The sequence below is a fragment of the Streptomyces sp. NBC_00414 genome (genome assembly GCF_036038375.1).
Taxonomy (GTDB): domain Bacteria; phylum Actinomycetota; class Actinomycetes; order Streptomycetales; family Streptomycetaceae; genus Streptomyces.
The window spans coordinates 6674120-6695592 of record NZ_CP107935.1 but is presented as its reverse complement, the minus strand read 5'-3'; the positions used below and the strand labels follow the sequence as shown (position 1 = coordinate 6695592).

Annotated in this window: 19 protein-coding genes; 10 read left to right on the top strand and 9 right to left on the bottom strand. The window is 72.6% G+C overall.

The window, feature by feature from the left end; all coding sequences use genetic code 11:
• Positions 1–34: 34 nt before the first annotated feature.
• The 3 genes from OHS59_RS29140 to rfbB are packed head-to-tail and all read left to right on the top strand — an operon-like array spanning position 35 to position 3763.
• Complete coding sequence (locus OHS59_RS29140; protein ID WP_328496311.1) at positions 35–1417, top strand: cytochrome P450 family protein; 1383 nt, start codon at positions 35–37, stop codon at positions 1415–1417.
• Between the two features lie 40 nt (positions 1418–1457).
• The gene (locus OHS59_RS29135) at positions 1458–2804 is read left to right on the top strand and encodes an activator-dependent family glycosyltransferase (RefSeq protein ID WP_328496310.1); all 1347 of its coding nucleotides are present in this window, start codon (positions 1458–1460) and stop codon (positions 2802–2804) included.
• Entirely contained in the window at positions 2792–3763 is a 972-nt protein-coding gene (rfbB, locus tag OHS59_RS29130; protein ID WP_328496309.1) for a dTDP-glucose 4,6-dehydratase, read from the top strand. Before OHS59_RS29135 ends, rfbB begins: the two co-directional genes overlap by 13 nt.
• Before the next feature lie 132 nt (positions 3764–3895).
• Here rfbB and OHS59_RS29125 read toward each other — a convergent pair whose 3' ends face one another.
• A complete protein-coding gene (locus OHS59_RS29125; RefSeq protein WP_328496308.1) occupies positions 3896–4888 on the bottom strand; it encodes a Gfo/Idh/MocA family protein in 993 nt (330 codons plus the stop codon).
• 162 nt (positions 4889–5050) lie between these two features.
• On the opposite strand from OHS59_RS29125, the gene rfbH reads away from it, so the two are divergent.
• A complete protein-coding gene (gene rfbH / locus OHS59_RS29120; RefSeq protein WP_328496307.1) occupies positions 5051–6355 on the top strand; it encodes a lipopolysaccharide biosynthesis protein RfbH in 1305 nt (434 codons plus the stop codon).
• Positions 6356–6370: 15 nt separating this feature from the next.
• On the opposite strand, the gene OHS59_RS29115 is transcribed toward rfbH, so the two are convergent.
• A complete protein-coding gene (locus OHS59_RS29115) occupies positions 6371–7189 on the bottom strand; it encodes an AfsR/SARP family transcriptional regulator (protein ID WP_328496306.1) in 819 nt (272 codons plus the stop codon).
• Positions 7190–7452: 263 nt separating this feature from the next.
• Here OHS59_RS29115 and OHS59_RS29110 point away from each other — a divergent pair, with 263 nt between their 5' ends.
• The 3 genes from OHS59_RS29110 (at position 7453) to OHS59_RS29100 (ending at position 11494) form a co-directional block, all read left to right on the top strand.
• The gene (locus OHS59_RS29110) at positions 7453–7632 is read left to right on the top strand and encodes a hypothetical protein (protein ID WP_328496305.1); all 180 of its coding nucleotides are present in this window, start codon (positions 7453–7455) and stop codon (positions 7630–7632) included.
• Complete coding sequence (locus tag OHS59_RS29105) at positions 7629–9965, top strand: TOMM precursor leader peptide-binding protein (RefSeq protein ID WP_328496304.1); 2337 nt, start codon at positions 7629–7631, stop codon at positions 9963–9965. The genes OHS59_RS29110 and OHS59_RS29105 overlap by 4 nt, the downstream gene beginning before the upstream one ends.
• Positions 9966–10234: 269 nt before the next feature.
• Positions 10235–11494 carry a sensor histidine kinase gene (locus OHS59_RS29100; protein WP_328496303.1) on the top strand — a complete coding sequence of 420 codons (1260 nt, stop codon included), beginning with the start codon at positions 10235–10237 and terminating at the stop codon, positions 11492–11494.
• Between the two features lie 10 nt (positions 11495–11504).
• On the opposite strand, the gene OHS59_RS29095 is transcribed toward OHS59_RS29100, so the two are convergent.
• The 6 genes from OHS59_RS29095 to OHS59_RS29070 all read right to left on the bottom strand — a co-directional run bounded on the left by OHS59_RS29095 (position 11505) and on the right by OHS59_RS29070 (position 17737).
• Entirely contained in the window at positions 11505–12110 is a 606-nt protein-coding gene (locus OHS59_RS29095; RefSeq protein ID WP_328496302.1) for a response regulator transcription factor, read from the bottom strand.
• A gap of 244 nt (positions 12111–12354) precedes the next feature.
• A complete protein-coding gene (locus tag OHS59_RS29090; RefSeq protein ID WP_328496301.1) occupies positions 12355–13815 on the bottom strand; it encodes an FAD-dependent monooxygenase in 1461 nt (486 codons plus the stop codon).
• A 189-nt stretch (positions 13816–14004) separates the two neighbouring features.
• Positions 14005–14559 carry a hypothetical protein gene (locus OHS59_RS29085; RefSeq protein ID WP_328496300.1) on the bottom strand — a complete coding sequence of 185 codons (555 nt, stop codon included), beginning with the start codon at positions 14557–14559 and terminating at the stop codon, positions 14005–14007.
• A gap of 219 nt (positions 14560–14778) precedes the next feature.
• The gene (locus OHS59_RS29080; RefSeq protein WP_328496299.1) at positions 14779–15075 is read right to left on the bottom strand and encodes a hypothetical protein; all 297 of its coding nucleotides are present in this window, start codon (positions 15073–15075) and stop codon (positions 14779–14781) included.
• 77 nt (positions 15076–15152) lie between these two features.
• Positions 15153–17468, bottom strand: a complete 2316-nt coding sequence (malQ, locus tag OHS59_RS29075) for a 4-alpha-glucanotransferase (protein ID WP_328496298.1) — start codon at positions 17466–17468, stop codon at positions 15153–15155.
• Positions 17468–17737, bottom strand: coding sequence for a hypothetical protein (locus tag OHS59_RS29070; RefSeq protein ID WP_328496297.1), 270 nt, complete (start codon positions 17735–17737; stop codon positions 17468–17470). The genes malQ and OHS59_RS29070 overlap by 1 nt, the downstream gene beginning before the upstream one ends.
• Positions 17738–17973: 236 nt before the next feature.
• Between OHS59_RS29070 and OHS59_RS29065 the strand changes: the two genes are divergently transcribed.
• The 3 genes from OHS59_RS29065 to OHS59_RS29055 are packed head-to-tail and all read left to right on the top strand — an operon-like array spanning position 17974 to position 20725.
• Positions 17974–18621: a PadR family transcriptional regulator gene (locus OHS59_RS29065; RefSeq protein ID WP_328496296.1), complete on the top strand. Its 648-nt coding sequence runs from the start codon at positions 17974–17976 to the stop codon at positions 18619–18621.
• Positions 18618–19355: an ABC transporter ATP-binding protein gene (locus OHS59_RS29060; RefSeq protein WP_328496295.1), complete on the top strand. Its 738-nt coding sequence runs from the start codon at positions 18618–18620 to the stop codon at positions 19353–19355. Before OHS59_RS29065 ends, OHS59_RS29060 begins: the two co-directional genes overlap by 4 nt.
• Entirely contained in the window at positions 19352–20725 is a 1374-nt protein-coding gene (locus OHS59_RS29055) for an ABC transporter permease (RefSeq protein ID WP_328496294.1), read from the top strand. The genes OHS59_RS29060 and OHS59_RS29055 overlap by 4 nt, the downstream gene beginning before the upstream one ends.
• A gap of 55 nt (positions 20726–20780) precedes the next feature.
• On the opposite strand, the gene OHS59_RS29050 is transcribed toward OHS59_RS29055, so the two are convergent.
• Positions 20781–21317 (bottom strand): HNH endonuclease, encoded by a 537-nt coding sequence (locus OHS59_RS29050; protein WP_328496293.1) that lies wholly within the window; start codon positions 21315–21317, stop codon positions 20781–20783.
• Between the last annotated feature and the right edge of the window lie 156 nt (positions 21318–21473).

Here is a 21473-nt window from a genome sequence, read left to right as displayed (position 1 = left end):
ACGCCACGCCCGCCACGCCCCGAAGGAGACTGCCGTGACCCACACGGACACCGACGAGACGACCACCGCCGAGACCGGGGCCGAGACCCCCGCGGCATCCGAGCAGATCGGGCAGGTCGAGCAGACCGACAGCGAACTCGGCCGCCACCTGCTGACCGCCCGCGGCTTCCACTGGATCTACGGGACGAGCGGCGACCCGTACGCCCTCACCCTGCGCGCGGAGAGCGACGACCCGGTGGTGCTGGCCCGCCGGATACGGGAGTCGGAGACACCGCTGTGGCAGAGCGCCGCCGGGGCCTGGGTCACCGGCCGGCACTCCGTGGCCGCCGAGGTACTGGCCGACCCGCGGCTGAGCCTGCGGCACGCCGATCTGCCCGGCCTCCAGCGGCACGTCTTCTCGGACGCCTGGAGCAATCCGCTGCTGTGCCACATCATCCCGCTGGACCGGGCCTTCCTGCACGCCTCGGGCGCCGACCACGCGCGCTGGGAGCGGGCGGCGGCCCCGGTGCTCGGCGGGGCCGCGGCGGACGGCCACCGCAAGAACGCCGAACGCGTGCACCAGGAGACCGCCGACCGGCTCGGTGCCTCCTTCGACCTGATGGCGGACTACTCCCGCCCGGTGGCGACCGAAGCCGCCGCCACGCTGCTCGGCGTCCCGGAGGCGCAGCGCGACCGGTTCGCCCGTGCCTGCGCCGCCCTGGGGGTCGCGCTCGACGCGGCACTCTGCCCGCAGCCGCTCGCCGTCACCCGCCGGCTCACCGAGGCGGTCGAGGACGTACGCGCCCTCGTCGCCGACCTGGTCGCGGCGCGCCGGGCCGAGCCGGGCGACGACCTGCTCAGCACGGTGCTGCGGACCGGCTCCGACGCTGCCCCCGCCGCCGAGGACGCGCTCGCGGTCGGGGTGCTGACCGCCGCGGTGGGCGTCGAGTTCGCCGCCGGGCTCATCAACAACGCCGTGGAGGCGCTGCTCGCGCACCCCAGGCAGTGGGCGCTGCTCGGCGACAGCCCGGAACTCGCGGCCGGGGCGGTGGAGGAGACGCTGCGTCACGCGCCGCCGGTGCGTCTTGAGAGCCGGATCGCCGCCGAGGACCTCACACTGGCCGGGCAGGACATCCCCGCCGGCGGCCAGGTCGTCGTCCATGTCGGCGCGGCCAACCGGGACCCCGAGGCGTTCCTCGCCCCGGACCACTTCGACCTCACCCGGCCCGCGGGACAGGGGCAGCTGTCGCTGTCCGGCCCGCACACCGCCCTCTTCGGGTCGTTCGCCCGGCTCCAGGCGGAGACGGCGGTACGCACCCTGCGCGAGCGTCACCCCCAGCTGGCCCCGGCGGACGGGGTCCAGCGCCGGATGCGCTCCCCCGTCCTCGGCGGAGTGCTCCGGTTCACCCTGACCACCTCCGCGACCGCCTCCGCGTGACGGCGGCCGTCGTGACACCGCCGCAGAGAAAGGACCGGCCATGCGGGTTCTGCTGACGTCCTTCGCACTGGACGCGCACTTCAACGGGTCCGTGCCGCTCGCCTGGGCGCTGCGGGCCGCCGGGCACGAGGTACGGGTGGCCAGTCAGCCCTCGCTGACGGGAAGCATCACGGCGGCCGGGCTGACCGCCGTCCCGGTGGGGACCGACCCCGGCCTCGACGCGATGGTCAAGGGGGTGGGCGACTCCGTGCTGTCCCACCACGCCAACCAGTCGCTGGACCCCGACGCCCCCGGTCAGCTCACCCCCGCCTTCCTCAAGGGCTGGGACGCGATGATGACCGCCACCTTCTTCGCGCTGATCAACGACGATCCGATGGTCGACGAACTCGTCGCGTTCGCCCGCGAATGGCAGCCCGACCTCGTCCTGTGGGAGCCGTTCACGTTCGCGGGGGCGGTGGCCGCGAAGGTGACCGGCGCGGCCCACGCGCGGGTGCTCTCATTCCCCGACATGTTCATGCCCATGCGGCAGGGCTTCCTCGCACAGCTCGGCGCCGGTCCCGGGGCAGGCCTCACGGCCCAGGACGGGGAACAGGGCTCGGCGCACCCCGAGGACTCCCTCGGCCAGTGGCTGCAGTGGACGCTCGGCCGCTACGGCGTGCCCTTCGACGAGGAGGCGGTGACGGGGCAGTGGTCGGTGGACCAGGTGCCCCGCGGCTTCCGCCCGCCGTCGGACGGGCCTGCCGTGCCCATGCGCTACATCCCGTACAACGGCCCGGTGCCCGCCGTGGTGCCCGACTGGCTCCGCGTCCCGCCGACGCGTCCCCGGGTGTGCGTCACCCTGGGGCTGACGGCCCGGACCTCCGAGTTCCCGAACGCGGTCCCGGTCGACCTGGTCCTCAAGGCGATCGAGGGGCTCGACATCGAGGTGGTGGCCACGCTCGACGCCGAGGAGCGGGCGCTGCTCACCCATGTCCCGGACAACGTGCGGCTGGTGGACCACGTACCGCTGCACGCGCTGCTGCCGACCTGCGCGGCCATCGTGCACCACGGCGGCGCGGGAACCTGGTCGACGGCGCTCGTCGAGGGGGTCCCGCAGATCGCCATGGGCTGGATCTGGGACGCGATCGAGCGGGCCCGCCGCCAGCAGGAACTGGGCGCCGGTCTCCATCTGCCCTCGCACGAGGTGACGGTGGAAGGGCTGCGGAGCAGGCTCGTACGGCTCCTCGAAGAGCCCTCCTTCACCGAGGCCGCCGCCCGCCTGCGCACCGAGGCCGAGTCCGAACCGACCCCGGCGGAGGTCGTCCCCGTACTGGAGCGGCTGACCGCCCAGCACCGCGCCCACGGGCGCCGACGTCTCGGAGGTACGTCCACACCATGCGTGTCCTGATCACCGGCGGCGCCGGTTTCATCGGATCCCACTACGTGCGCTCCCTGCTGTCCGGCGGTCTGCCGGGCCCCCGGCCGAGCCGGGTGACCGTCGTCGACCTGCTCACGTACGCGGGGAGCACGGACAACCTCCCGCTGGACGACCCGCGGCTGGACTTCCGCCGGGTCGACATCCGTGACCTCGACGCGCTCCTGGAGGTGTTCCCCGGGCACGACGCGGTGGTGCACTTCGCGGCCGAGACCCATGTCGACCGTTCCCTGACGGGGCCCGCGGAGTTCGTCCGCACCAATGTGCTGGGCACCCAGGCGCTGCTGGAGGCGAGCCTGCGCTGCGGGGTGGGCACCTTCGTGCACGTCTCGACGGACGAGGTCTACGGGTCCATCGCCGAGGGCACCTGGACGGAGGAGGAGCCGCTGCTGCCCAACTCGCCCTACGCGGCGTCGAAGGCGGGCAGCGACCTCGTCGCCCGGTCCTACTGGCGCACCCACGGGCTCGACGTGCGCACCACCCGGTGCGCCAACAACTACGGCCCGCGCCAGCACCCTGAGAAGCTCATCCCGCTGTTCGTCACCGAGCTGCTGGCCGGGCGGACCGTGCCGCTGTACGGGGACGGCGGCAACGTCCGCGAATGGCTGCACGTCGACGACCACTGCCGGGCCGTCCACGCGGTGCTGACCGGCGGTCGGGCCGGCGAGATCTACAACATCGGCGGCGGTACGCATCTGACGAACCGTGAGATGACGGGCAAGCTGCTGGAGCTGTGCGGTGCGGACTGGTCGCGGGTGCGGCAGGTGACCGACCGCAAGGGCCACGACCTGCGGTACGCGGTGGACGACTCGAAGATCCGTGACGAGCTCGGCTACCGGCCGCTGCGGTCGCTGGACGACGGCCTGCGCGAGGTCGTCGACTGGTACCGCGACCGGCTGACGCGGATGCCCGTGCCGGCCGAGCGGGTCTGAACCGCCTCGGCCACCGGAACATGAGAAGGGCCGGCCCTCCTGGGCCGGCCCTTCTCGGCGCGGCAGGCACCGGACTGCAAGGACCGGCCGGAACCCGCGGACGCGTGCCTCAGACGCCCGCGGACGCGTACCTCAGACGCCGACGACCCGCGCCGCCTTGCGCACCTGCTCGACCAGGAGCGCCTGCCGCAGCAGTGCCTCGCCCAGCGCCGCCCGCCCGGTGCCCGACAGGGCCGCCGCCGCGAACGCGTCGAGCGCGTTGCCCACCTGGTGGTCGGCCGCCAGCGTCAACTCGGTGATCCTGTCCTGCTGTTCGAGGCGCACCACCGGGCGGTGCCCGCGGGGCGGGGTGAAGGCCCGTGGCACGCTGATCCTGCCCCGGCTGCCCCACAGGGCGTACGCCGACCGGTAGGAGTGCTGGAAGCCGAAGTCGAGCTGGGCGGTCACCCCGGTCGCCGTGGAGAGCAGCGCGCTGCCGGCCACGTCGACTCCGGTGGCCTCGTCGACGCGCAGACAGGCGCCGAGGACGTCGAGTTCCCCGGCGAGGTGGAGCTGGGCGGCGCGCAGCGGATAGACACCGACGTCCAGCAGGGCGCCGCCGCCGAGCCGCGCGTCGTGCCGGAAGGACGACGGGTGGGGCGGCGGCACCCCGAAGGAGCTGGAGAACACCCGCAGTTCGCCGATCTCGCCGCGGGCCAGGTCCCGTACCGCCGCGTGCTGCGAGTGGTGCAGGAACATGAAGTTCTCGGTGAGCGCCAGGTCCAGCCGGGCGGCCGTCGCCACCAGTTCCGCGCTCTGCTCGTACGTGGTGCTGAGCGGCTTCTCCACCAGGACGTGCTTGCCCGCGGTGAGCGCCTCGGCGACCCATTCGTGGTGCATGCCCGGGGGCAGCGGCACATAGACCGCGTCGATGTCGTCCCGGTCGAGGAGCGCCCGGTAGCCGGTCACCGCCGCGCACCCGAAACGGGCCGCGAGCCGTTCGGCGCGCGCCCCGTCCCGGCTCGCCACAGCCACCAGCCGCACCGACCCGTGCTCCACGAGCGCAGGCAGGATCCGGCGCACCGCGATGTCGGCACAGCCCAGCACCCCCATGCGGAGTTCGGGTCGCGGAGTGTCCTCGGGCATCTGCCACCTCACCTGTCGGATACGTCGCCGAACAAGCTAGCCAGCACAGGTCGAAAGCACCTGGAAGCCCGCTGGAGCAGGCCCTTTCCGCGGGGACTCCATGGCTCCTCTACCGAGCGGCGCAAGCATGGCCCCGAGGCAATCCTTACAGGAGGGACGGCTATGACGTCGGACACCAAGGCCCTGGTCCTGGAGCAGGTTCGCGAGTACCACCGGCAGCAGCAGCCCGGGAACTTCGTACCGGGAGTGACACCGATCCTCTCCTCGGGGGCGGTCCTGGACGAGGAGGACCGGGTCTCTCTGGTGGAGGCGGCCCTGGATCTGCGGATCGCGGCCGGGTCGTACTCCCGGCGTTTCGAGAGCAAGTTCGCCCGTCACATCGGGGTGCGCAAGGCGCATCTGGTGAACTCGGGTTCCTCGGCGAACCTGCTGGCGCTCTCGGCGCTGACCTCTCCCCGGCTCGGTGAGAAAAGACTGCTTCCGGGCGACGAGGTGATCACGGTGGCCGGCGGGTTCCCCACGACGGTGAACCCGATCTTCCAGAACGGTCTCGTGCCCGTGTTCGTGGACCTCGAACTCGGCACGTACAACACGACGGCGGAACGCGTCAGGGCGGCGATCTCGGACCGGACCCGGGCCATCATGATCGCGCACACCCTGGGCAACCCGTACGAGGTGGCGGAGATCCAGCAACTGGCCACCGAGCACGAGCTGTTCCTGATCGAGGACAACTGCGACGCGGTGGGCTCGACCTACCGGGGGCGTATGACGGGCACCTTCGGGGATCTGGCCACCGTCAGCTTCTACCCCGCCCACCACATCACGACGGGTGAGGGCGGCTGCGTCCTGACCAGGAACCTCGAACTGGCCCGGATCGTCGAGTCGTTCCGCGACTGGGGCCGGGACTGCTGGTGCGAGCCGGGCGAGGACAACACCTGCCTCAAGCGGTTCGACTACCAGCTGGGCAACCTCCCCAAGGGGTACGACCACAAGTACATCTTCTCGCACATCGGCTACAACCTGAAGGCGACCGACCTCCAGGGGGCCCTGGCGCTCAGCCAGTTGAAGAAGCTCCCGGAGTTCGGCGAGGCCCGGCGGCGCAACTGGCAGCGGCTGCGCGACGGCCTCGCGGACGTCCCCGGTCTGCTGCTGCCCACCGCGACCCCCGGCTCCGACCCGAGCTGGTTCGGCTTCGTCCTCACCGTGCTGCCCGACGCCACCTACACCCGCCGCGACCTGATCGCCTTCCTGGAGGAGCGGCGCATCGGCACGCGACGGCTGTTCGGCGGCAACCTCACCCGGCACCCGGCGTATCTCGGCACCCCGCACCGGGTGGCCGGAGACCTCCGCAACTCCGACATCATCACCGAGCAGAGCTTCTGGATCGGGGTGTACCCGGGCATCACCGAGGAGATGACCGACTACATGCGGGAGTCCGTCGTCGAGTTCGTCACCAAGAACGGCTGAGCCGCCCGGGGGCGGTCAGCCGGTCATCCGGTGGAGCATCGCGTCCTCCCCGCACCCGGGCACGTCCAGCCACGGCTCCGCGGAGAGCACCGCCTGCTGCAGACGCTGCAGGCGCGGGGAGGGCGAGAGTCCCAGCTCCTCCGCCAGCCGGCGGCGCAGCCGCTGGTAGACGTCCAGTGCCTGCCAGGAGCGGCCGGCCCGGTACAGCGCCGTCATGCACTGGGCGTGCAGCCCCTCGTGCAGCGGATGGCGGCCGGTGAGCTCGATCAGTTCGGACAGCAGTTCCGCGTGGCGTCCCAGCCTGAGATCCGCCTCAAGACACCGCTCCAGCACGCCGAGCCTGCTCTCCTCCAGCCGGGCCACCTCGATACTCAGCACCGGTCCTATCCGCACGTCGACCAGCGCGGATCCGCGCCACAGCGCGAGCGCCTCACGGAAGTACGCCGACGCCTTCTCCTGCCGGTCCTCGCCGGTGGCGACCCGCCCCGCGGCGACCAGCCGCTCGTAGCGCGGTACGTCCACGGCGTCCGTCGGCGCCTGCCAGCAGTAGCCGCCGTACTGGGTGACGAGGACGTCCTTGGCGGACACTCCCGCGTCGGCGCCGTAGGCCGCGGTGAGCTGACGGCGCAGTTGCAGGATGTACGTGTGCAGGGTGGCCAGCGCGCTCTGCGGCGGCTCGCTGCCCCAGATCTCCTCCATCAGCGTCCCGACGGGCAGGACGCGGTTGGCGTGGATCGCCAGCAGGGCCAGAATTTGGCGTGGTTTCGCCGCCGTCGGCACGATCGACCGGCCCCGTACCTCGGCCGTCAGCGGTCCAAGCAACCATATGTCCATTTTTCTCTCCCCCATGTGGTCCGCGGAGCAGCGCGAAGAGCTCCTTGCTCAGGGAGTCTTGCTGGCTACTTCCGGTATCAACCAGTGCCAGGGGCCCGACCAGGCATATGAGGAACCTATGCGCAAGATGTGTATTTCTCATATGGGCCCTGTGTGTGACGCACTGGTATCGGCCAGTGACGACCGAAAGGATGGCTGCAACGCGCGGGGCCCCGGCCGGGGCCGGGCGCGCCCACCCAAGTCGACAGCTACAAGGAGCACACATGTCACGGATCACGCCTCTGCTCGACGGCGACGCGGCGAACGCGAGGGGCGCCGACGATCTCGTGATCACCGAATTCGGCGCCGAATCCGGTGAGTTCACCGACAGTCGTATCTGTATCTGCTGGAAGCCCGGCCCCTTCCCCGTCTCCGTCACGGACGGGGGCCGTCACACCCGATGAACCGTCCAGCCCCGGACGACGGGCTCCCCGGGCTCGGGTTCGCACCGCATCTGCGGGTCGAATCGGCGCCCGGGGAACCCGTGTTCCTGATGACGGAGGACCGGGTGACCACGCTCGGCGGCGAGCAGGTCGCACTGCTGGCCCCGCTGCTGGACGGCAGCCGCGACCTGTCCCGGATCGTCGCCGACGCGGCGCCCCTGCTGTCCGCCGAGCGCACCGAACGGCTCGTGGCCAGGCTGCTGGACGCGGGGCTGCTGGCCGCCTATCCGCCGGACGGACACGCCGGGCCCGAGCGCGCCTACTGGGCCCTCACCGGCCTGGCGGCCCGGCCCGACGGCGAACGGGGCGCGCTGCTGGCCCCGGTCGACCTCACCGAGGACACCGCGGGCACGCTGCGCGAGGCCGTGTCGGCGGCGGGGCTGCGTCCCGCCGCCACGGGCGGGCCCGCCGATCTGACCCTGGCGCTGTGCCACGACTACCTCGATCCGCGGCTGAGCGCCCTCGACGCTGAACACCGTGCCGCGGGCCGCAGTTGGCTGCCCGTGCGGGCGAGCGGCACCCACCTGTGGGTCGGCCCGTTCTTCTCGCCGGGCGACGGTCCCTGCTGGAGCTGCCTCGCGGACCGGCTGCGGCTGCGGCGGCGCGGCGAGGCGTACGTCCAGCACCGGCTCGGGCGGGGCGGGCCCGCCGAGCACCGGCCGTCGTATCTGCCGACGGGCCGGGCGGCGGCCCTGCACCTGGCCCTGCTGGAGGCCGCCAAGTGGCTGGCCGGGCACCGTGATCCGCAGCAGGCCACCCTGTGGCGGCTGGACACCCGCACCCTTGAGAGCAGCCGCCATCCCGTGCGGCGCCGCCCGCAGTGCGCCCGCTGCGGCGACCCCCTGCTCGTACGCGACCGGGTCTCGGCCCCGGTCGTGCTGTCCCCGCAGCCGGTGCGCGACACCGGCGGCGGGGGCCACCGGACGGTCGGCCCCGACGAGGTGCTCGCCCGGTACGGCCATCTCGTGGACCCCGTCACCGGTCTGGTCGGCGAGATCCGCCGGGATCCGCGCGGACCGGAGTTCCTCAACTGCTTCCACGCGGGCGCCCAGCCGCCCTGGGACCCCGCGAAGCCGCCGCCTCCGCTGCACACACCGCTGCGCAGCCCGGGGTCGGGCAAGGGCGTCACCGAGACCCACGCGAGGGTGAGCGCCCTGGCCGAGGCGCTGGAGCGGTTCAGCGGCTACCACCAGGGCGACGAGCCGCGCCTGCGGGGCAGTTACCGCGAGCTGGCGCCGCGGGCCGTCCACCCGGACACCGTCCAGCTCTTCGACCGTCGGCAGTTCGAGGACCGGGAGGCCTGGAACCGCACGCACGGCCCCTTCCACCAGGTGACGGAGCCCTTCGACGAGGACGCCCCGCTCGACTGGACGCCCGTGTGGTCGCTGACCGAGCGGCGACAGCGGCTGGCACCCACGAGCCTGCTCTACTACAACGCCCCGGACGCGGACACCGGTTACTGCCGGGCCACCTCCAACGGCGCCGCCGCCGGCACCAGCCTGGAGGACGCCGTCGTGCACGGCTGTCTGGAACTGGTGGAGCGGGACGCGGTCGCCCTGTGGTGGTACAACCGCACGCGGCAGCCCGGTGTGGTCCTGGACCGGCGGGATCCGTGGATCGCCCGCACCCGGACCTCCCTCAGGGACATGGGGCGGTCGGTGTGGGCCCTGGACCTCACGTCCGACCTCGGGATCCCCGTGGTCGCCGCCGTCTCGGCACGGATCGGCAAGCCGACCGAGGACATCGTGCTGGGCTTCGGCGCCCACTTCGACGCGCGGGTCGCGCTGCGCCGGGCTCTGACCGAACTCAACCAGATGCTCCCGCCGTTGACGGGCGACCCTGCCGCGCCGGCGACCACATCGGCAGCCGGGTCGGCAGCCAAGTCGGCAGCCGGGTCGACGGCCGGGTCGGTCTGCGAGGGAACCGCCTACACCGGTGACGACCGGGAGGCCCTGGAGTGGTTCCGGCACGCCACCACGGCCAACCAGCCCTATCTGCTGCCCGCCGCCCGCCGGTCCGCCCGGCCGCCCGCCGCGCTGCGCCCGCCCGCCGACGCCGCGGCCCAGGCCGGGGCGCTGGTCGAGTTGTTGCGCCGGCACGGCCTCGACGTACTCGTCCTCGACCAGACCCGCCCCGATGTGGAGCTGCCCGTCGCCAAGGTGCTGATTCCCGGACTGCGCCCGCACTGGGCGGGATTCGGCCCGGGCCGGCTGTTCGACGTACCGGTCGCGCTCGGCCGGCTGTCCCGTCCGACGGACTTCGACGATCTCAATCCGCTCCCGCTGCATCTGTGACGGACGCGTCTGTGACGGAAGGAAGTATTCGCCTTTACGGAATAGAGTCCTCCAGTTGTTTTGTGCGCCGGAGCAAACCTTTTCGCGAAAGTAACGGTCTACTCCTGTAGGGAGATTGGGGCCGCCCGGCACCCCACCAAGTTCCACTTCTGAGCGGTTCGGATCGATTAGAATCGATTGCGAGTTCTCAACCTCCCGGTTTGCCGTGAGAGGGTGGGGCACGGCACAACCTGACTCATTAATTCGTTCGGTTCGTCCGGGGGGAAGAGATGCAAGGTTCTGCCCTGCATGATGGTGCGCGCGTCGAACAGGAGGACGCGAGAAGCAGGCACCTCGCCCGCGGCACCTCCATCGCCATCACCTTCGCAGTGCTTGTGGCCTTCTTCGGTGTCGGCGTGAGCTATCTGGTGGAGGGTCGTCCCTCACCGCTCAGGCTCGGTACGGGCATCGCCACCCTGCTCATGGTCTACGTGCTCCAACTGGCGCATTCCTTTCCCCACTTCTCGCCCCGACTGGCCCGCCGGCAGTACTGGACCCTCGGGTTCCAGACACTCCTCACGTATCTTCCGTTTCTCGTCTACGCCGAGGCCTGGCTCGCCGCCCCGGGCTTCCTCGCCGGTTCCGCCCTCCTCGTGCTTCCCGCCCGCTGGAAGTGGCCCGCGTTCGCGGCGGCCGTGGCATCGGCCAGCCTGCTGGTCCTCGAGACCGGGATGGGCCGCGGTTCGCTCTGGTACGGGACCGTCGCGACCGCGCTGACCGGCCTGGTGGTGTACGGGCTCTCCGAGCTGACCGGGCTGGTCCAGGAGGCCCACCGTTCCCGCAGCGAACTCACCAGGATGGCCCTGGAGGCGGAGCGGCTGCGGTTCTCCCGCGATCTGCACGACCTGCTGGGCATCAGCCTGACCACCATCGCCTTCAAGTGCGAACTGGCGCGGCGGCTGCCGCCCTCCAAACACGCCCGGGTCCACCAGGAGTTGACGGAGATCCTGGACACCACCCAGCGGGCCTTCGCCGACGTGCGTGCCGTCTCGCAGACCTACCGCGCCATGTCACTGACCACGGAGATCGACACCGTCTTCGCCACCCTCAAGGACATGGGCATAAAGGCCGTCTTCCGTGGCAGCGCCGGGCCCCTGCCGCCCCATATAGAGACCACACTGGCGACGGTGCTGCGCGAGGGCGTCACCAACATGCTCCGGCACAGCAGGGTCGGGACCTGTGTCGTCCAGCTCAGCCGCGAGCCGGGGGCCGTCGGGCTGATCGTGACCAACGACGGAATTCTGGAACATCCGGCCGGCCCCGTGCGCAGAACGCGGCCGGGAAGCGGACTCACCAACCTTCGCGAACGCATCGAAGCGGTCGAAGGCAGGCTCAGCATCAAGGTCGTGGACGACAAGTGGTTCTCGCTGACGGCGGTCGTCCCGCTCCCGGCCGGGGCGCACGAGGCCAAGCGACCCTTCCTCCGCACCGCCGTCGCCGCCGCCCACCCGCCGGAGAGCGAGATGCACGACTCGGCCACCGTGGCCTGAACGGCGGGGGTCAGATCCAGCCGCCCTCACGCGCGATCCGTACCGCGTCCATACGGTTGCGGGCGCTCAGCTTGACCACGGCGCTGCTCAGGTAGTTGCGCACGGTGCCCGGCGAGAGGAACAGCCGGCGGGCGATGGCCGCGGTGCCCTCGCCCGCGGCGGCCAGCCGGAGGACCTCCAGCTCACGGGGGGCCAGCGGCTGTGTCACGTCTTCGAGCGCCGCGACGGCCAGCTGGGGGTCGACGGCCCGTTTTCCAGCGGCCACCGCCCTTATGGCGCCCACGAGTTGTGTGGGGTCGGCGTCCTTGCGCAGGAATCCCGTGGCGCGGGTGGCCAGGGCCCGCCGCAGGGTGCTGGGGTTGCCGAGGCCGGTGAGCATGAGGATCCGGCAGTCGGGCACGGCGGTGCCCAGCGCGGCGGCGGCGGAGATGCCGTCCATACCGGGCAGGCCGATGTCGAGCACGGCCACGTCCGGTTGCAGGGCCAGCGCCCTCGGAACGATCTCGTCGCCGCGGTCGACTTCGGCCACCACCTCGAAGTCCGCTTCCAGCGACAGAAGTTCGGCCAGTGCCCGGCGCAGCATCGCCATGTCCTCGGCGATCAGAATCTTTATCATGGCCCCCCACATCGACCACACACAGGTCGCCTGCGCCCCATACTCTCATCCGGAAAGCCAGAACAAGGCTTCGAAGCGCCAAGTTCCTTGCCTATCGCGTGACTTCGCCCCGGGGTTTCGCCAGGGTTCCGTAGGGGTTCCGCTTGGAAAGGAAGTCACAGATTCAATCACCTCGGTAAACCCCGCCGAGTTCTCCTTATCGAGCGGTCCCGCGAACGGTGTAATGCGGCGAGGAGCTGCGCGGTCAGTCCCGTCCGACGGCCTCGACGAGCGCCGCCTCGATGTCCTCGGCCGTCGCCGACTCGGCCGCCCAGGCCGCGTATCCGTCCGGCCGGACCAGCAGGGTCGTACGCCGGCCGCTCGCCCAGGTGACGACGCCGAGGCGGTCCTTGCGGGCGCCGCCACCGACGTCCTGACCGGCTGCCCGGCCGGCCGGGGTGACGAGTACGAACCTGCCGTCCCGCAGGGCCTCGTACAGGCGGCCGTCACGCAGGGCCAGGTCCGGTACGCGCCTGCCGACCAGGGGGTGGGCGCCGCGCGGGGCCGGGTACGCGTAGCCGATGCCGGTGACCTGGCCGACCATCCGGGTGCGGGCCGGGCGGGCACGGTCGAGGAACGTGGTGAGCAGGGCGCGGCCCGCGAGCGTCCAGGGCCGCTTGGCCATCGCGAGCCGTACGATCCCGCCGCTGCTGCGCAGCACGGACCTGCCGACGGGGTGCCGCTCGGACTGGTAGGTGTCCAACAGCCCTTCCCTGCCGTACCCGTTGAGCGTCGCGGCCAGTTTCCAGCCCAGGTTGGCGGCGTCCTGGAGACCGGTGTTCATGCCCTGACCGCCGGCCGGGGTGTGCACGTGGGCGGCGTCCCCGGCGAGGAACACACGGTCCACCCGGTAGGCGGGAGCCTGCCGCTCGTCGCTGTGGAAGCGGGACATCCAACGGGCGTCGTACATCCCGAAGTCACGGCCGAGCGCGAGCCGGGTGATCTCCTTGACCTCGTCGAGGGCGAGGGGTTCGCCGTCGGCGACGTCCCGGCCCCGGTGCCAGCCGATCACCCGGTGGTAGCCGTCCCCGAACGGCGCGAGGAACGCGAACGCGTCCCCGACCGCGTTCACGGTCAGCAGCGTCTCGGGCTCCTCGGCGAGCCTGACGTCGGCGAGGACGACGGACCGGATCACCGACCGCCCGGGGAAGGGCAGCCCCACCGCCTCCCGCACGGCACTGCGCATCCCGTCCGTTCCGACGACGTACGCGGCCCGCAGCTCCTCGGCTTCCCCGCCGGCCCCACGCACCCTCAGGGTCACCTCGTCCGCGTCCTGTACGAGCCCCGTCGCCTCGGTCTCGTACACGAACCGCACGCCCGCCTCCACGGCCCGCCGCTCCAGCGCCCTCTCCACCTCGTACTGCGGCAGCACGAGCAGATGCCTGAAGCGGGAGGGAAGGGTGGTGAGGTCGACGGTCAGCCGGCCGAAGAGCCGCAGCCTGTCGAGGGTCCGCCCCTTGGCCTCCAGCTCGTCGGCGAGGCCCCGGGCGTCGAGTTGCTCCAGCGTGCGGGCGTGCAGGACGAAGGCACGGGAGAGGTTGCTGATGCCGCGCGCACGCCTCTCGACGAGGGTGACGGGGACACCCGCGGCCGCGAGATCACCGGCCAGCAGCAGCCCGGTGGGCCCCGCGCCGACGACGATGACGTTCCGGACAGTGCCGTTCATGGCGACCTCCTGATGCCGGCGTTCCCGGTCGGGGCACCGGCCGACAACTGACAGCCCACAGCGGTCGACCGACGTCTGTACGCAACCATAGGGCGGATGCCCGGGCCGTCCGGCCGGTCCTGCCGAGTTGCCCGCCCGTCGAGCGGTGTACGGACGAGGAGCACGTCATCGCCTGACGCGGGACGCGGGTCAGCTGCCGTCAGTCGGTGTGGGGGCGGCGGACTGGGCGCACTTGTACCTGATCGCGTACACCGTCACACCGCTGAAGGGTTCTGTCTCTGTCCCCGTCTGCGGCAACATCGGGTCGGTGCTCGGTTCGTCGCCGGACGTCGCTCCTGCGAGCAGGTCCAGCTGCCAGCTGCCCTTCTTGAACAACCAGCCCTCGCCGCTGTCGTCCCCGGCTTTCCCGGTCTGCTTCCATCGCCGCTTCTTCAGCTCGGCCACGGCATCACGGACGCGTCCGAGGTCCGGCGCACCGTCCGTGTGGAGGGCGCCGATCACATTGCACTCGGCCGAGTGTCCGACGAGCTCCCGGCCGGTGAACTTCATCCGCCCCAGCCCGCCCGCGGCGACAGCCGCCTCGACGTCGCTGCGAACCGTGCCCTGGTTCACGGTCTCGCCCGTCGCCGTCGCCTCGACCGACCTGCCGGACGCTCCGGAAGCACCGGCACCGTCCGCGTCACAGCCTGCCAGCACCATCACCAGGACCGCGGCAGCCGCCGCACCCCCCACCGCACGCGCCACCGGATCTCCTTCACGCTGTTTTCGTGAAGCAGGAGTGTCGCACGAAGTGATCATCCGACTGCCGGATGTACGGTCCCCAGCCGCTTCATCGGCGTCGAGTCGAGGGACATCGGCCGGAACACGCCGAGGGCACCGTTCTCGCTCCCGGGCGGCTTCAGTCGCGTGCGGGTGCGAGGGCGGTGCCCTCGGGGGGAAGTCTGGATCTCGGTGGGGCCGAGGTCAGGAAGCGCGGACCTGGTCCGGGCCCTGCATCTTGCCCTGGCCCTTGCCTCCCGGCTTGCGCCTCGGCTCGCGGTCCGACGAACCGTCGAGCACCCAGACCAGTCCGGCGATCAGCACGAACAGCCCGATCGGCGCCACGACATAGAGGCCCAGCGTCTCGATGACGCTCAGCCCCTGACCGGGGTCGTCGCCGTCGTCGGGCGTCAGCGCGAGCGCGGGGGCCGACATCAGCAGCATCATCAGCGTCGTACCGGCAGCCAGGGCGCCGGCGCGCAGGGCGTTCTTCTTGTCCACGGTGCAAACGTAGCGAACTCCTGTCGCGGCCGCGCGCCCGGGGGTGCCGTACGGGGTGCCGTACAGGTTTCGGTGCCTCACGCGGACGGCCCGTGGCCGCCGGACCGGCCTTCGCGCAGCACTTCCATGAGGGCGTGCAGCCGGGGCGAGGCGGCGAGTTCCTCCAGGGTGACCGGGTGCCCCTCGGCGTCGGCGACGGGCAGGCGCCAGTTCGGGTACTGGTCCCACGTGCCCGGCAGGTTCTGCGGGCGGCGGTCGCCGACGGCGTCCGGGAGCCAGACGCCGACGAGGCGGGCGGGGGTGCGCAGCAGGAAGCGGTGCACGGCCTGGATCTCCGCCTCCTCCGACTGCTCCGAGACCCCGCCGGCCGCCCCTTCGAGCAGTCCGAGCCGGGCGAGCAGCGCCAGCCACTCCCCCACGTCGGCTGCCGCCTCGGCCCGTTCCTCCTCCACCGGCCGGGTCAACAGGCCCAGGCTGTCGCGGAGTTCGACGTGGTCGCCGGTGAGCCGGGAAGCGGTGGGCGGCAGGTCGTGGGTGGTGGCGGTGGCGAGGCAGTCGGTGCGCCAGCTCTCGGGGGGCAGCGGCAGCCCCGTGCCGTCCCAGTCGCGTTCGAACCAGAGGACGGAGGTGCCGAGCACGCCGTGCTCCTGGAGGGTCTCGCGCACACCCGGTTCCACGGTGCCGAGGTCCTCGCCGATCACCAGGGCCCCGGCGCGGGAGGCCTCCAGGGCGAGGATCGCGAGCATGGCCTCGGCGTCGTAACGGACGTAGGTGCCCTCGGTGGCCGGGCGGCCCTGCGGCACCCACCAGAGCCGGAAGAGCCCCATGACGTGGTCGATCCGCAGCGCGCCCGCGTACTGGAAGAGGGCGCGCAGGAGCCTGCGGTACGGGGCGTAGCCGGACTCGGCGAGGCGGTCCGGGCGCCAGGGCGGCAGCCCCCAGTCCTGGCCCTGGACGCTGAACGCGTCCGGGGGCGCGCCGACCGACATGCCGGCCGCGAAGTGGTCCTGCTGCGCCCAGGCGTCGGCGCCGCCCGGGTGGACGCCCACGGCGAGGTCGTGCACGAGCCCGACCGGCATACCGGCGTCGCGGGCGCTGCGCTGGGCGGTGGCGAGCTGGGCGTCCGTCAGCCAGGCCAGCCGGCTGTGGAAGTCGACGCGGTCCATCAACTCGGCGCGGGCGCGGGCGGTTTCGGCCGAGCGGGGGTCGCGCAGGCCCTGCGGCCACCGCGTCCAGTCGGAGCCGTACACCTCCGCGAGCGCGCACCAGGTGGCGTGGTCCTCAAGCGCCTCGCCCTCCGCGGCGAGGAAGTCGCAGTAGGCGGCCCGGCGGCCGGGCCCGAGCGGTACGTCCCGTACCAGTTCCAGGGCCTCGCGCTTCAGTTCCCACACGGCGTCGCGGTCGATCAACTCGCCCTTGTCGAGCACGGATTCGCGTTGTCTGCGGGCCCGCGCCAGGAGCGCGAGGAGTCGTGTCCGGTCGCCCTCGTCGACGTACGCGAACTCGGGGACGTCCTCGACGCGCAGGTACACGGGGTCGGGGTAGCGGCGCGAGGAGGGCCGGTACGGGGAGGGGTCGGTGGGCGCGCCGGGCACGGCCGCGTGCATCGGATTGACCTGGACGAATCCGGCGCCGAGCGCCCGTCCCGCCCAGGCCGTCAGTTCGGTGAGGTCGCCGAGGTCGCCCATGCCCCAGGAGCGCCGGGAGAGCAGCGAGTAGACCTGCACGAGCAGCCCGTACGTACGTCCGGGGGGTGCGGGCAGCTTCGCCGGGGCGACGACGAGGTGGGAACGCGCGGTGCGGCCGTCGGGGGCGGTGGCCGTCAGCTCGTGCACGCCGGGCGGCAGCCGCTCGACGGAGGCGCGGGTCTCGCCCTGTTCGGTCCGCACGCTCAGCCGGGTCCCTGCGGGCAGCGCGGCGAGGGCGGCTTCCAGCGAGGAGCCACCGGGGGATCCGTGGGTCCCAGCGGGCGTGGCGGGGCCCGAACCGGCGTCGTCGGCGGCCCCACCACCGGCTGCGGCGCCGGGACCGGCGTCGTCGGCCGCGGAGACCGGGGCGGCCGGGATGGCCGAAGTGGCCGAAGTGGCCGGGGTGCCGTCACCCGTCCCGGCGGCCTCGGAGTCCGGCGCGGGCGGAGGACCCGGCGCGGCCCGGCGCGCCGGTGCGGGCGTGGCGCCGGTCCAGCTCACCACCGTCGGTGGGAGCAGCCGTTCCCGCAGTTCCGCCTCGCGCGCGGCGAGGGAGCCGCGGACGGCGTCCGGAGTCCCCGCGGCGACACCCAGCGCCGCGAGCACGGCGACGACCGCCGTGTCCGAGGCCGCGACCGTGCGGCCCGGCGACGGGCTGTAGGACGTGGCGACGCCATGCAGCGCGGCGAGCCGGGAGAGCGGCATCAGACCCCCGACGGGTCCAGGCCGGCGGCGGCACCGAGGGAGGTCGGCTCGCTCGTCAGGGGCGCGGCGTCGGCGAGAGGAGGTTCGCTGGTGAGGGGTGCGGCATCGGGCAGCGGCGGCTCACTGGTGAGCGGCGCCTCGGCGCAGGAGCCCTCGGCACCGGCGTTGAAGATGCAGTAGAGCGGGTGGGGGTCGGATCCGGGGTCGGCGGGCACGTCCGCCGGACGTTTGGAGAGGGCCGAGAGCAGAAGCTGAGCCGATGCGGCCACGGTGGCCTCCTTGATGGTCGTGCGGGCGGGTCAGGCAGCCCCTACCCAACGGGCGGGCCCGCAGACGTGACAGCCGGGACATCGTGCTCCGGCTCACATTGTGTCCCGGATGACCGACATCACCAAGAGCGCCCGCGTGGCGACACTCTGCGACCGGCGCCGCCCCTCCGCCTCGCGGTCCAAGTTTCCGGCGATCACTATTCACTCGCTACATATATCGAGTACATAATGAAGCCATGAGCACCCGCCACATCCTGCTGGGGCTGCTCGCCGGAGGGCCGAGCCATGGCTACGACCTCAAGCGACGCCACGACGAGCGCTTCCCGCAGGCCCGCCCGCTGGCTTACGGCCAGGTCTACACGACGTTGCAGCGCCTGGTCCGCGACGGTCTCGCCGAGGTCGACGGAACCGGCTCGGACGGGGGCCCGGAGCGGACGCTGTACCGGTCCACCGCGGAGGGAACGAAGGAACTCGTCGGCTGGGCGGCCGAGATCACCCCGCCCGCGCCCTTCGTGACGAACGAGATCTTCGCGAAGGTCGTCTGCGCGATCCTCGCCGCATCCGGCCCGGTGTCCCCGGCCGGCCCGGCGCCCTCGGCCACTCAGGCGTCATCGGCCGACCCGGCGCCCTCGGCCCATCCGGCGTCCTCGGGTGGCGAACCGGCGTCCCCGGGTGCCGATCCGGCCCGCTATCTGATCGCCCAGCGCGCGGCGCACATGACCCGGATGAGGGAGCTCACGGCCGTCAAGACCGCGCCGGGCGCCGACCTCGCCACGGTCCTCTCGGCCGACTACGCCCTCAACCACCTCGACGCCGACCTGCGCTGGATGGCCACCACCGCGGCCCGGCTCACCACTCTGACCGCGGAGGTCGACCCGACATGAGCAGTACGCCCATGAGCAGTACGCCGAGGAGCGGCGCGGACAGGACCGCGCCGATCCTGACGGCCCGCGGGCTCGCCAAGACGTACGGCAGGACCCAGGCGCTGCACGGCGCCTCGGTGGAGCTGCACGCGGGAGAGATACTCGCCGTCACCGGTGCGAGCGGCGGCGGCAAGTCGACCCTGCTGCACTGCCTCGCCGGGATCGTCCGGCCCGACGAGGGCTCGGTCGTCTACGCCGACCAGCGCCTGGACCAGCTGCCGGAGGGGCGGCTGAGCGAGCTGCGGCGTACGGAGTTCGGGGTGGTGTTCCAGTTCGGGCAGCTGATCCCCGAGCTGACGGCGCTCGACAACGTGGCGCTGCCGCTGCTGCTCGCGGGGGTCTCCCGCAAGGCCGCCCACGGACAGGCGGGCGAGTGGCTGGAGCGCTTCGGCGTACGCGGTCAGGAGGCGCTGCGGCCCGGCGAGCTGAGCGGCGGTCAGGCCCAACGGGTTTCGCTGGCAAGGGCGTTGGTGACGGGACCGAAGGTCGCCTTCGCCGACGAACCCACCGGGGCGCTCGACTCCCTGGCGAGCGAGCAGGTGATGACGGCGCTGGCGCACACGGCCCGGGAGACCGGCACGGCGGTGCTGCTGGTCACGCACGACGCCCAGGTCGCGGCGTACGCGGACCGTGAGGTGCGGCTGCGTGACGGGGCCGTCTCCGAGGACGCGTCGGCCCTGGAGGCGACCCGATGACCGGGGACCTCAGGCTCGCGTGGCTGCTGACCCGGGGCTCGGACCGGCGGGAGTGGTGGCGGGTGACGCTGACGGCGGTGGGGGCCGCGCTGGCCACCGGCCTGGGTCTCGCGGCGGTCGCGGTCGCCTCGGTGTCCTTGACGGCCTCGGCGCGCGGGCAGGTGTCCACCCCGTACTTCCACGGCCTGCTGAACCAGCCGGGGCAGCGCGCCGGAGTGGTCGTCACGCTGTTGCTCCTGTGGGTGCCGGTACTCGGCTTCCTCGGCCAGTGCGCGCGGATCGGCGCCGTGCACCGCGACCGCAGGCTGGCCGGACTGCGGCTCGCCGGGGCGACACCGCGGCAGGTGCGGCGTATCGCGGCCCTGGAGTCGGGCCTCGCCTGTCTGCTGGGGGCGTCGGTCGCCGCGGTGTTCTCCGCGCTCGTCATGGTGAACCTGTTGGAGCGGCGGCTTCCGCTGCCGGCCTGGGTCGGTTTCGCCCTGGTGACGCTCGCCGTACCGCTTCTCGCCCTGCTGGTGAGCGTGGTCGCGCTGCGCCGGGTCGTGGCCTCGCCGCTCGGCTGGGTCCGCCGGGTGCGGCCGGGCCACGGCCGGATCGCCGGCCTCGCCCTGGTGGTGCCGGCGGCGCTGGTGGGCCTGGGCGCCCTGCTGGTGGTCATGCGGAGCACCGGGCCGGGGACCACCGCGTTCCCCCTGCTGGCGTTCTCCGCGGTGGCGCTGACCGGTGCGGGCGCGGTGGCGGTCGCCGGCCTCACCGCGCGGGCCGTCGGTAGGCTGCTCGCCGCCCGGACCGGGAGCCCCGCGGTCCTCCTCGCCGCCGAACGCCTCCGGGCCGACCCGTGGGCCACCGCGCGCACCCACGCCGCGGTGCTCCTGGTGACCGTGGTCGGCGTCGGCTTCATGGGCGTACGCCAGATGTTCCTGGACTCCGTGCACCACCCGCAGGAGGGCCTGCCCCACAGCCCCGGCGACGTGGCGTTCTACACCACCGGCGTCGATCTGGTGGGCGCCGCCGTCCTGGTGGCGCTGCTGATCGGCCTGGGTGGCCTTGCCGCGGGCACCGCGGAGTCGCTCGCGACCCGGCGCCGGGGCCTCGCCGCGCAGACCGCGGCGGGCGTACCGCGCAAGGTGCTCGGCCGGGCGCTGCTCCTGGAGACCGCGCTGCCGCTGGCCCCGGCGATGCTGCTCGCGGGCGCCGGCGGCACGGCGGTCCACCTCGTCTACGGCGCCTTCGTGGACAACCGGATCGTCCCGGTGCTGCTGCCCCTGCTCGTCCCCGTGGCGGTGTACGCGGCCTGTCTGCTCGCCGCGACCACGTCCCTCCCGCTGCTGCACCGCTCGGTCCACCCGGCGGAACTGCGCTTCACGTAGCGGGGCCCGGAGCCGGGGAGCGCCCCGGGCCCGGGCAAACCAAAGGCCCGGATCGTCAGGCGGAAATGCCGTCGATCCGGGCCATCGCGTCCTCCGCGCCGTACGGCTGCAGGTAGGGCAGCCAGCGCGGATCCCGGTGTCCGGTGCCGATGATGCGCCACGCGAGCCCCGACGGCGGGGCCGGTTTATGGCGCAGGCGCCAGCCGATCTCGACCAGGTGGCGGTCGGCCTTGACGTGGTTGCACCGGCGGCAGGACGCCACCACGTTGTCCCAGACGTGCTGACCCCCGCGGCTGCGCGGGATGACGTGGTCGACGCTGGTTGCGACGCCACCGCAGTACATGCACCGGCCGCCGTCCCGGGCGAACAGCGCCCTGCGGGTCAGCGGAACGGGCCCCCGGTAAGGGACCCGTACGAACCTCTTCAGCCGGACCACGCTGGGGGCGGGGACAGTGACGGTAGCGCTGTGCATGAAGGCGCCGGATTCCTCAAGAGAGACTGCCTTGTTCTCAAGGACGAGGACGAGCGCGCGGCGGAGCGGTACGACACCGAGGGGCTCGTACGACGCGTTGAGGACCAGGACATGCGGCACGGATGGCCTCCTTGTACGCCGGCGGCGCGTGGCTCGCGCCGGGACGATCTGTAGTCAGTCTCCCCTCATGCCTGGTGGAAGCGCCACCATGTGCCGGTAACGGGCTGGGAGTGTTTTCGACCACACCTTCTTATCCCCACGTGAGCACAGTCTCTC

Coding starts and splice junctions, on each gene's coding strand:
- OHS59_RS29135 (WP_328496310.1), top strand. CDS start 1,458: ATGCGGGTTCTGCTGACGTCCTTCGCACTGGACGCGCACTTCAACGGG.
- rfbB (WP_328496309.1), top strand. CDS start 2,792: ATGCGTGTCCTGATCACCGGCGGCGCCGGTTTCATCGGATCCCACTAC.
- OHS59_RS29125 (WP_328496308.1), bottom strand. CDS start 4,888: ATGCCCGAGGACACTCCGCGACCCGAACTCCGCATGGGGGTGCTGGGC.
- rfbH (WP_328496307.1), top strand. CDS start 5,051: ATGACGTCGGACACCAAGGCCCTGGTCCTGGAGCAGGTTCGCGAGTAC.
- OHS59_RS29115 (WP_328496306.1), bottom strand. CDS start 7,189: ATGGACATATGGTTGCTTGGACCGCTGACGGCCGAGGTACGGGGCCGG.
- OHS59_RS29110 (WP_328496305.1), top strand. CDS start 7,453: ATGTCACGGATCACGCCTCTGCTCGACGGCGACGCGGCGAACGCGAGG.
- OHS59_RS29105 (WP_328496304.1), top strand. CDS start 7,629: ATGAACCGTCCAGCCCCGGACGACGGGCTCCCCGGGCTCGGGTTCGCA.
- OHS59_RS29100 (WP_328496303.1), top strand. CDS start 10,235: ATGCAAGGTTCTGCCCTGCATGATGGTGCGCGCGTCGAACAGGAGGAC.
- OHS59_RS29095 (WP_328496302.1), bottom strand. CDS start 12,110: ATGATAAAGATTCTGATCGCCGAGGACATGGCGATGCTGCGCCGGGCA.
- OHS59_RS29090 (WP_328496301.1), bottom strand. CDS start 13,815: ATGAACGGCACTGTCCGGAACGTCATCGTCGTCGGCGCGGGGCCCACC.
- malQ (WP_328496298.1), bottom strand. CDS start 17,468: ATGCCGCTCTCCCGGCTCGCCGCGCTGCATGGCGTCGCCACGTCCTAC.
- OHS59_RS29065 (WP_328496296.1), top strand. CDS start 17,974: ATGAGCACCCGCCACATCCTGCTGGGGCTGCTCGCCGGAGGGCCGAGC.
- OHS59_RS29060 (WP_328496295.1), top strand. CDS start 18,618: ATGAGCAGTACGCCCATGAGCAGTACGCCGAGGAGCGGCGCGGACAGG.
- OHS59_RS29055 (WP_328496294.1), top strand. CDS start 19,352: ATGACCGGGGACCTCAGGCTCGCGTGGCTGCTGACCCGGGGCTCGGAC.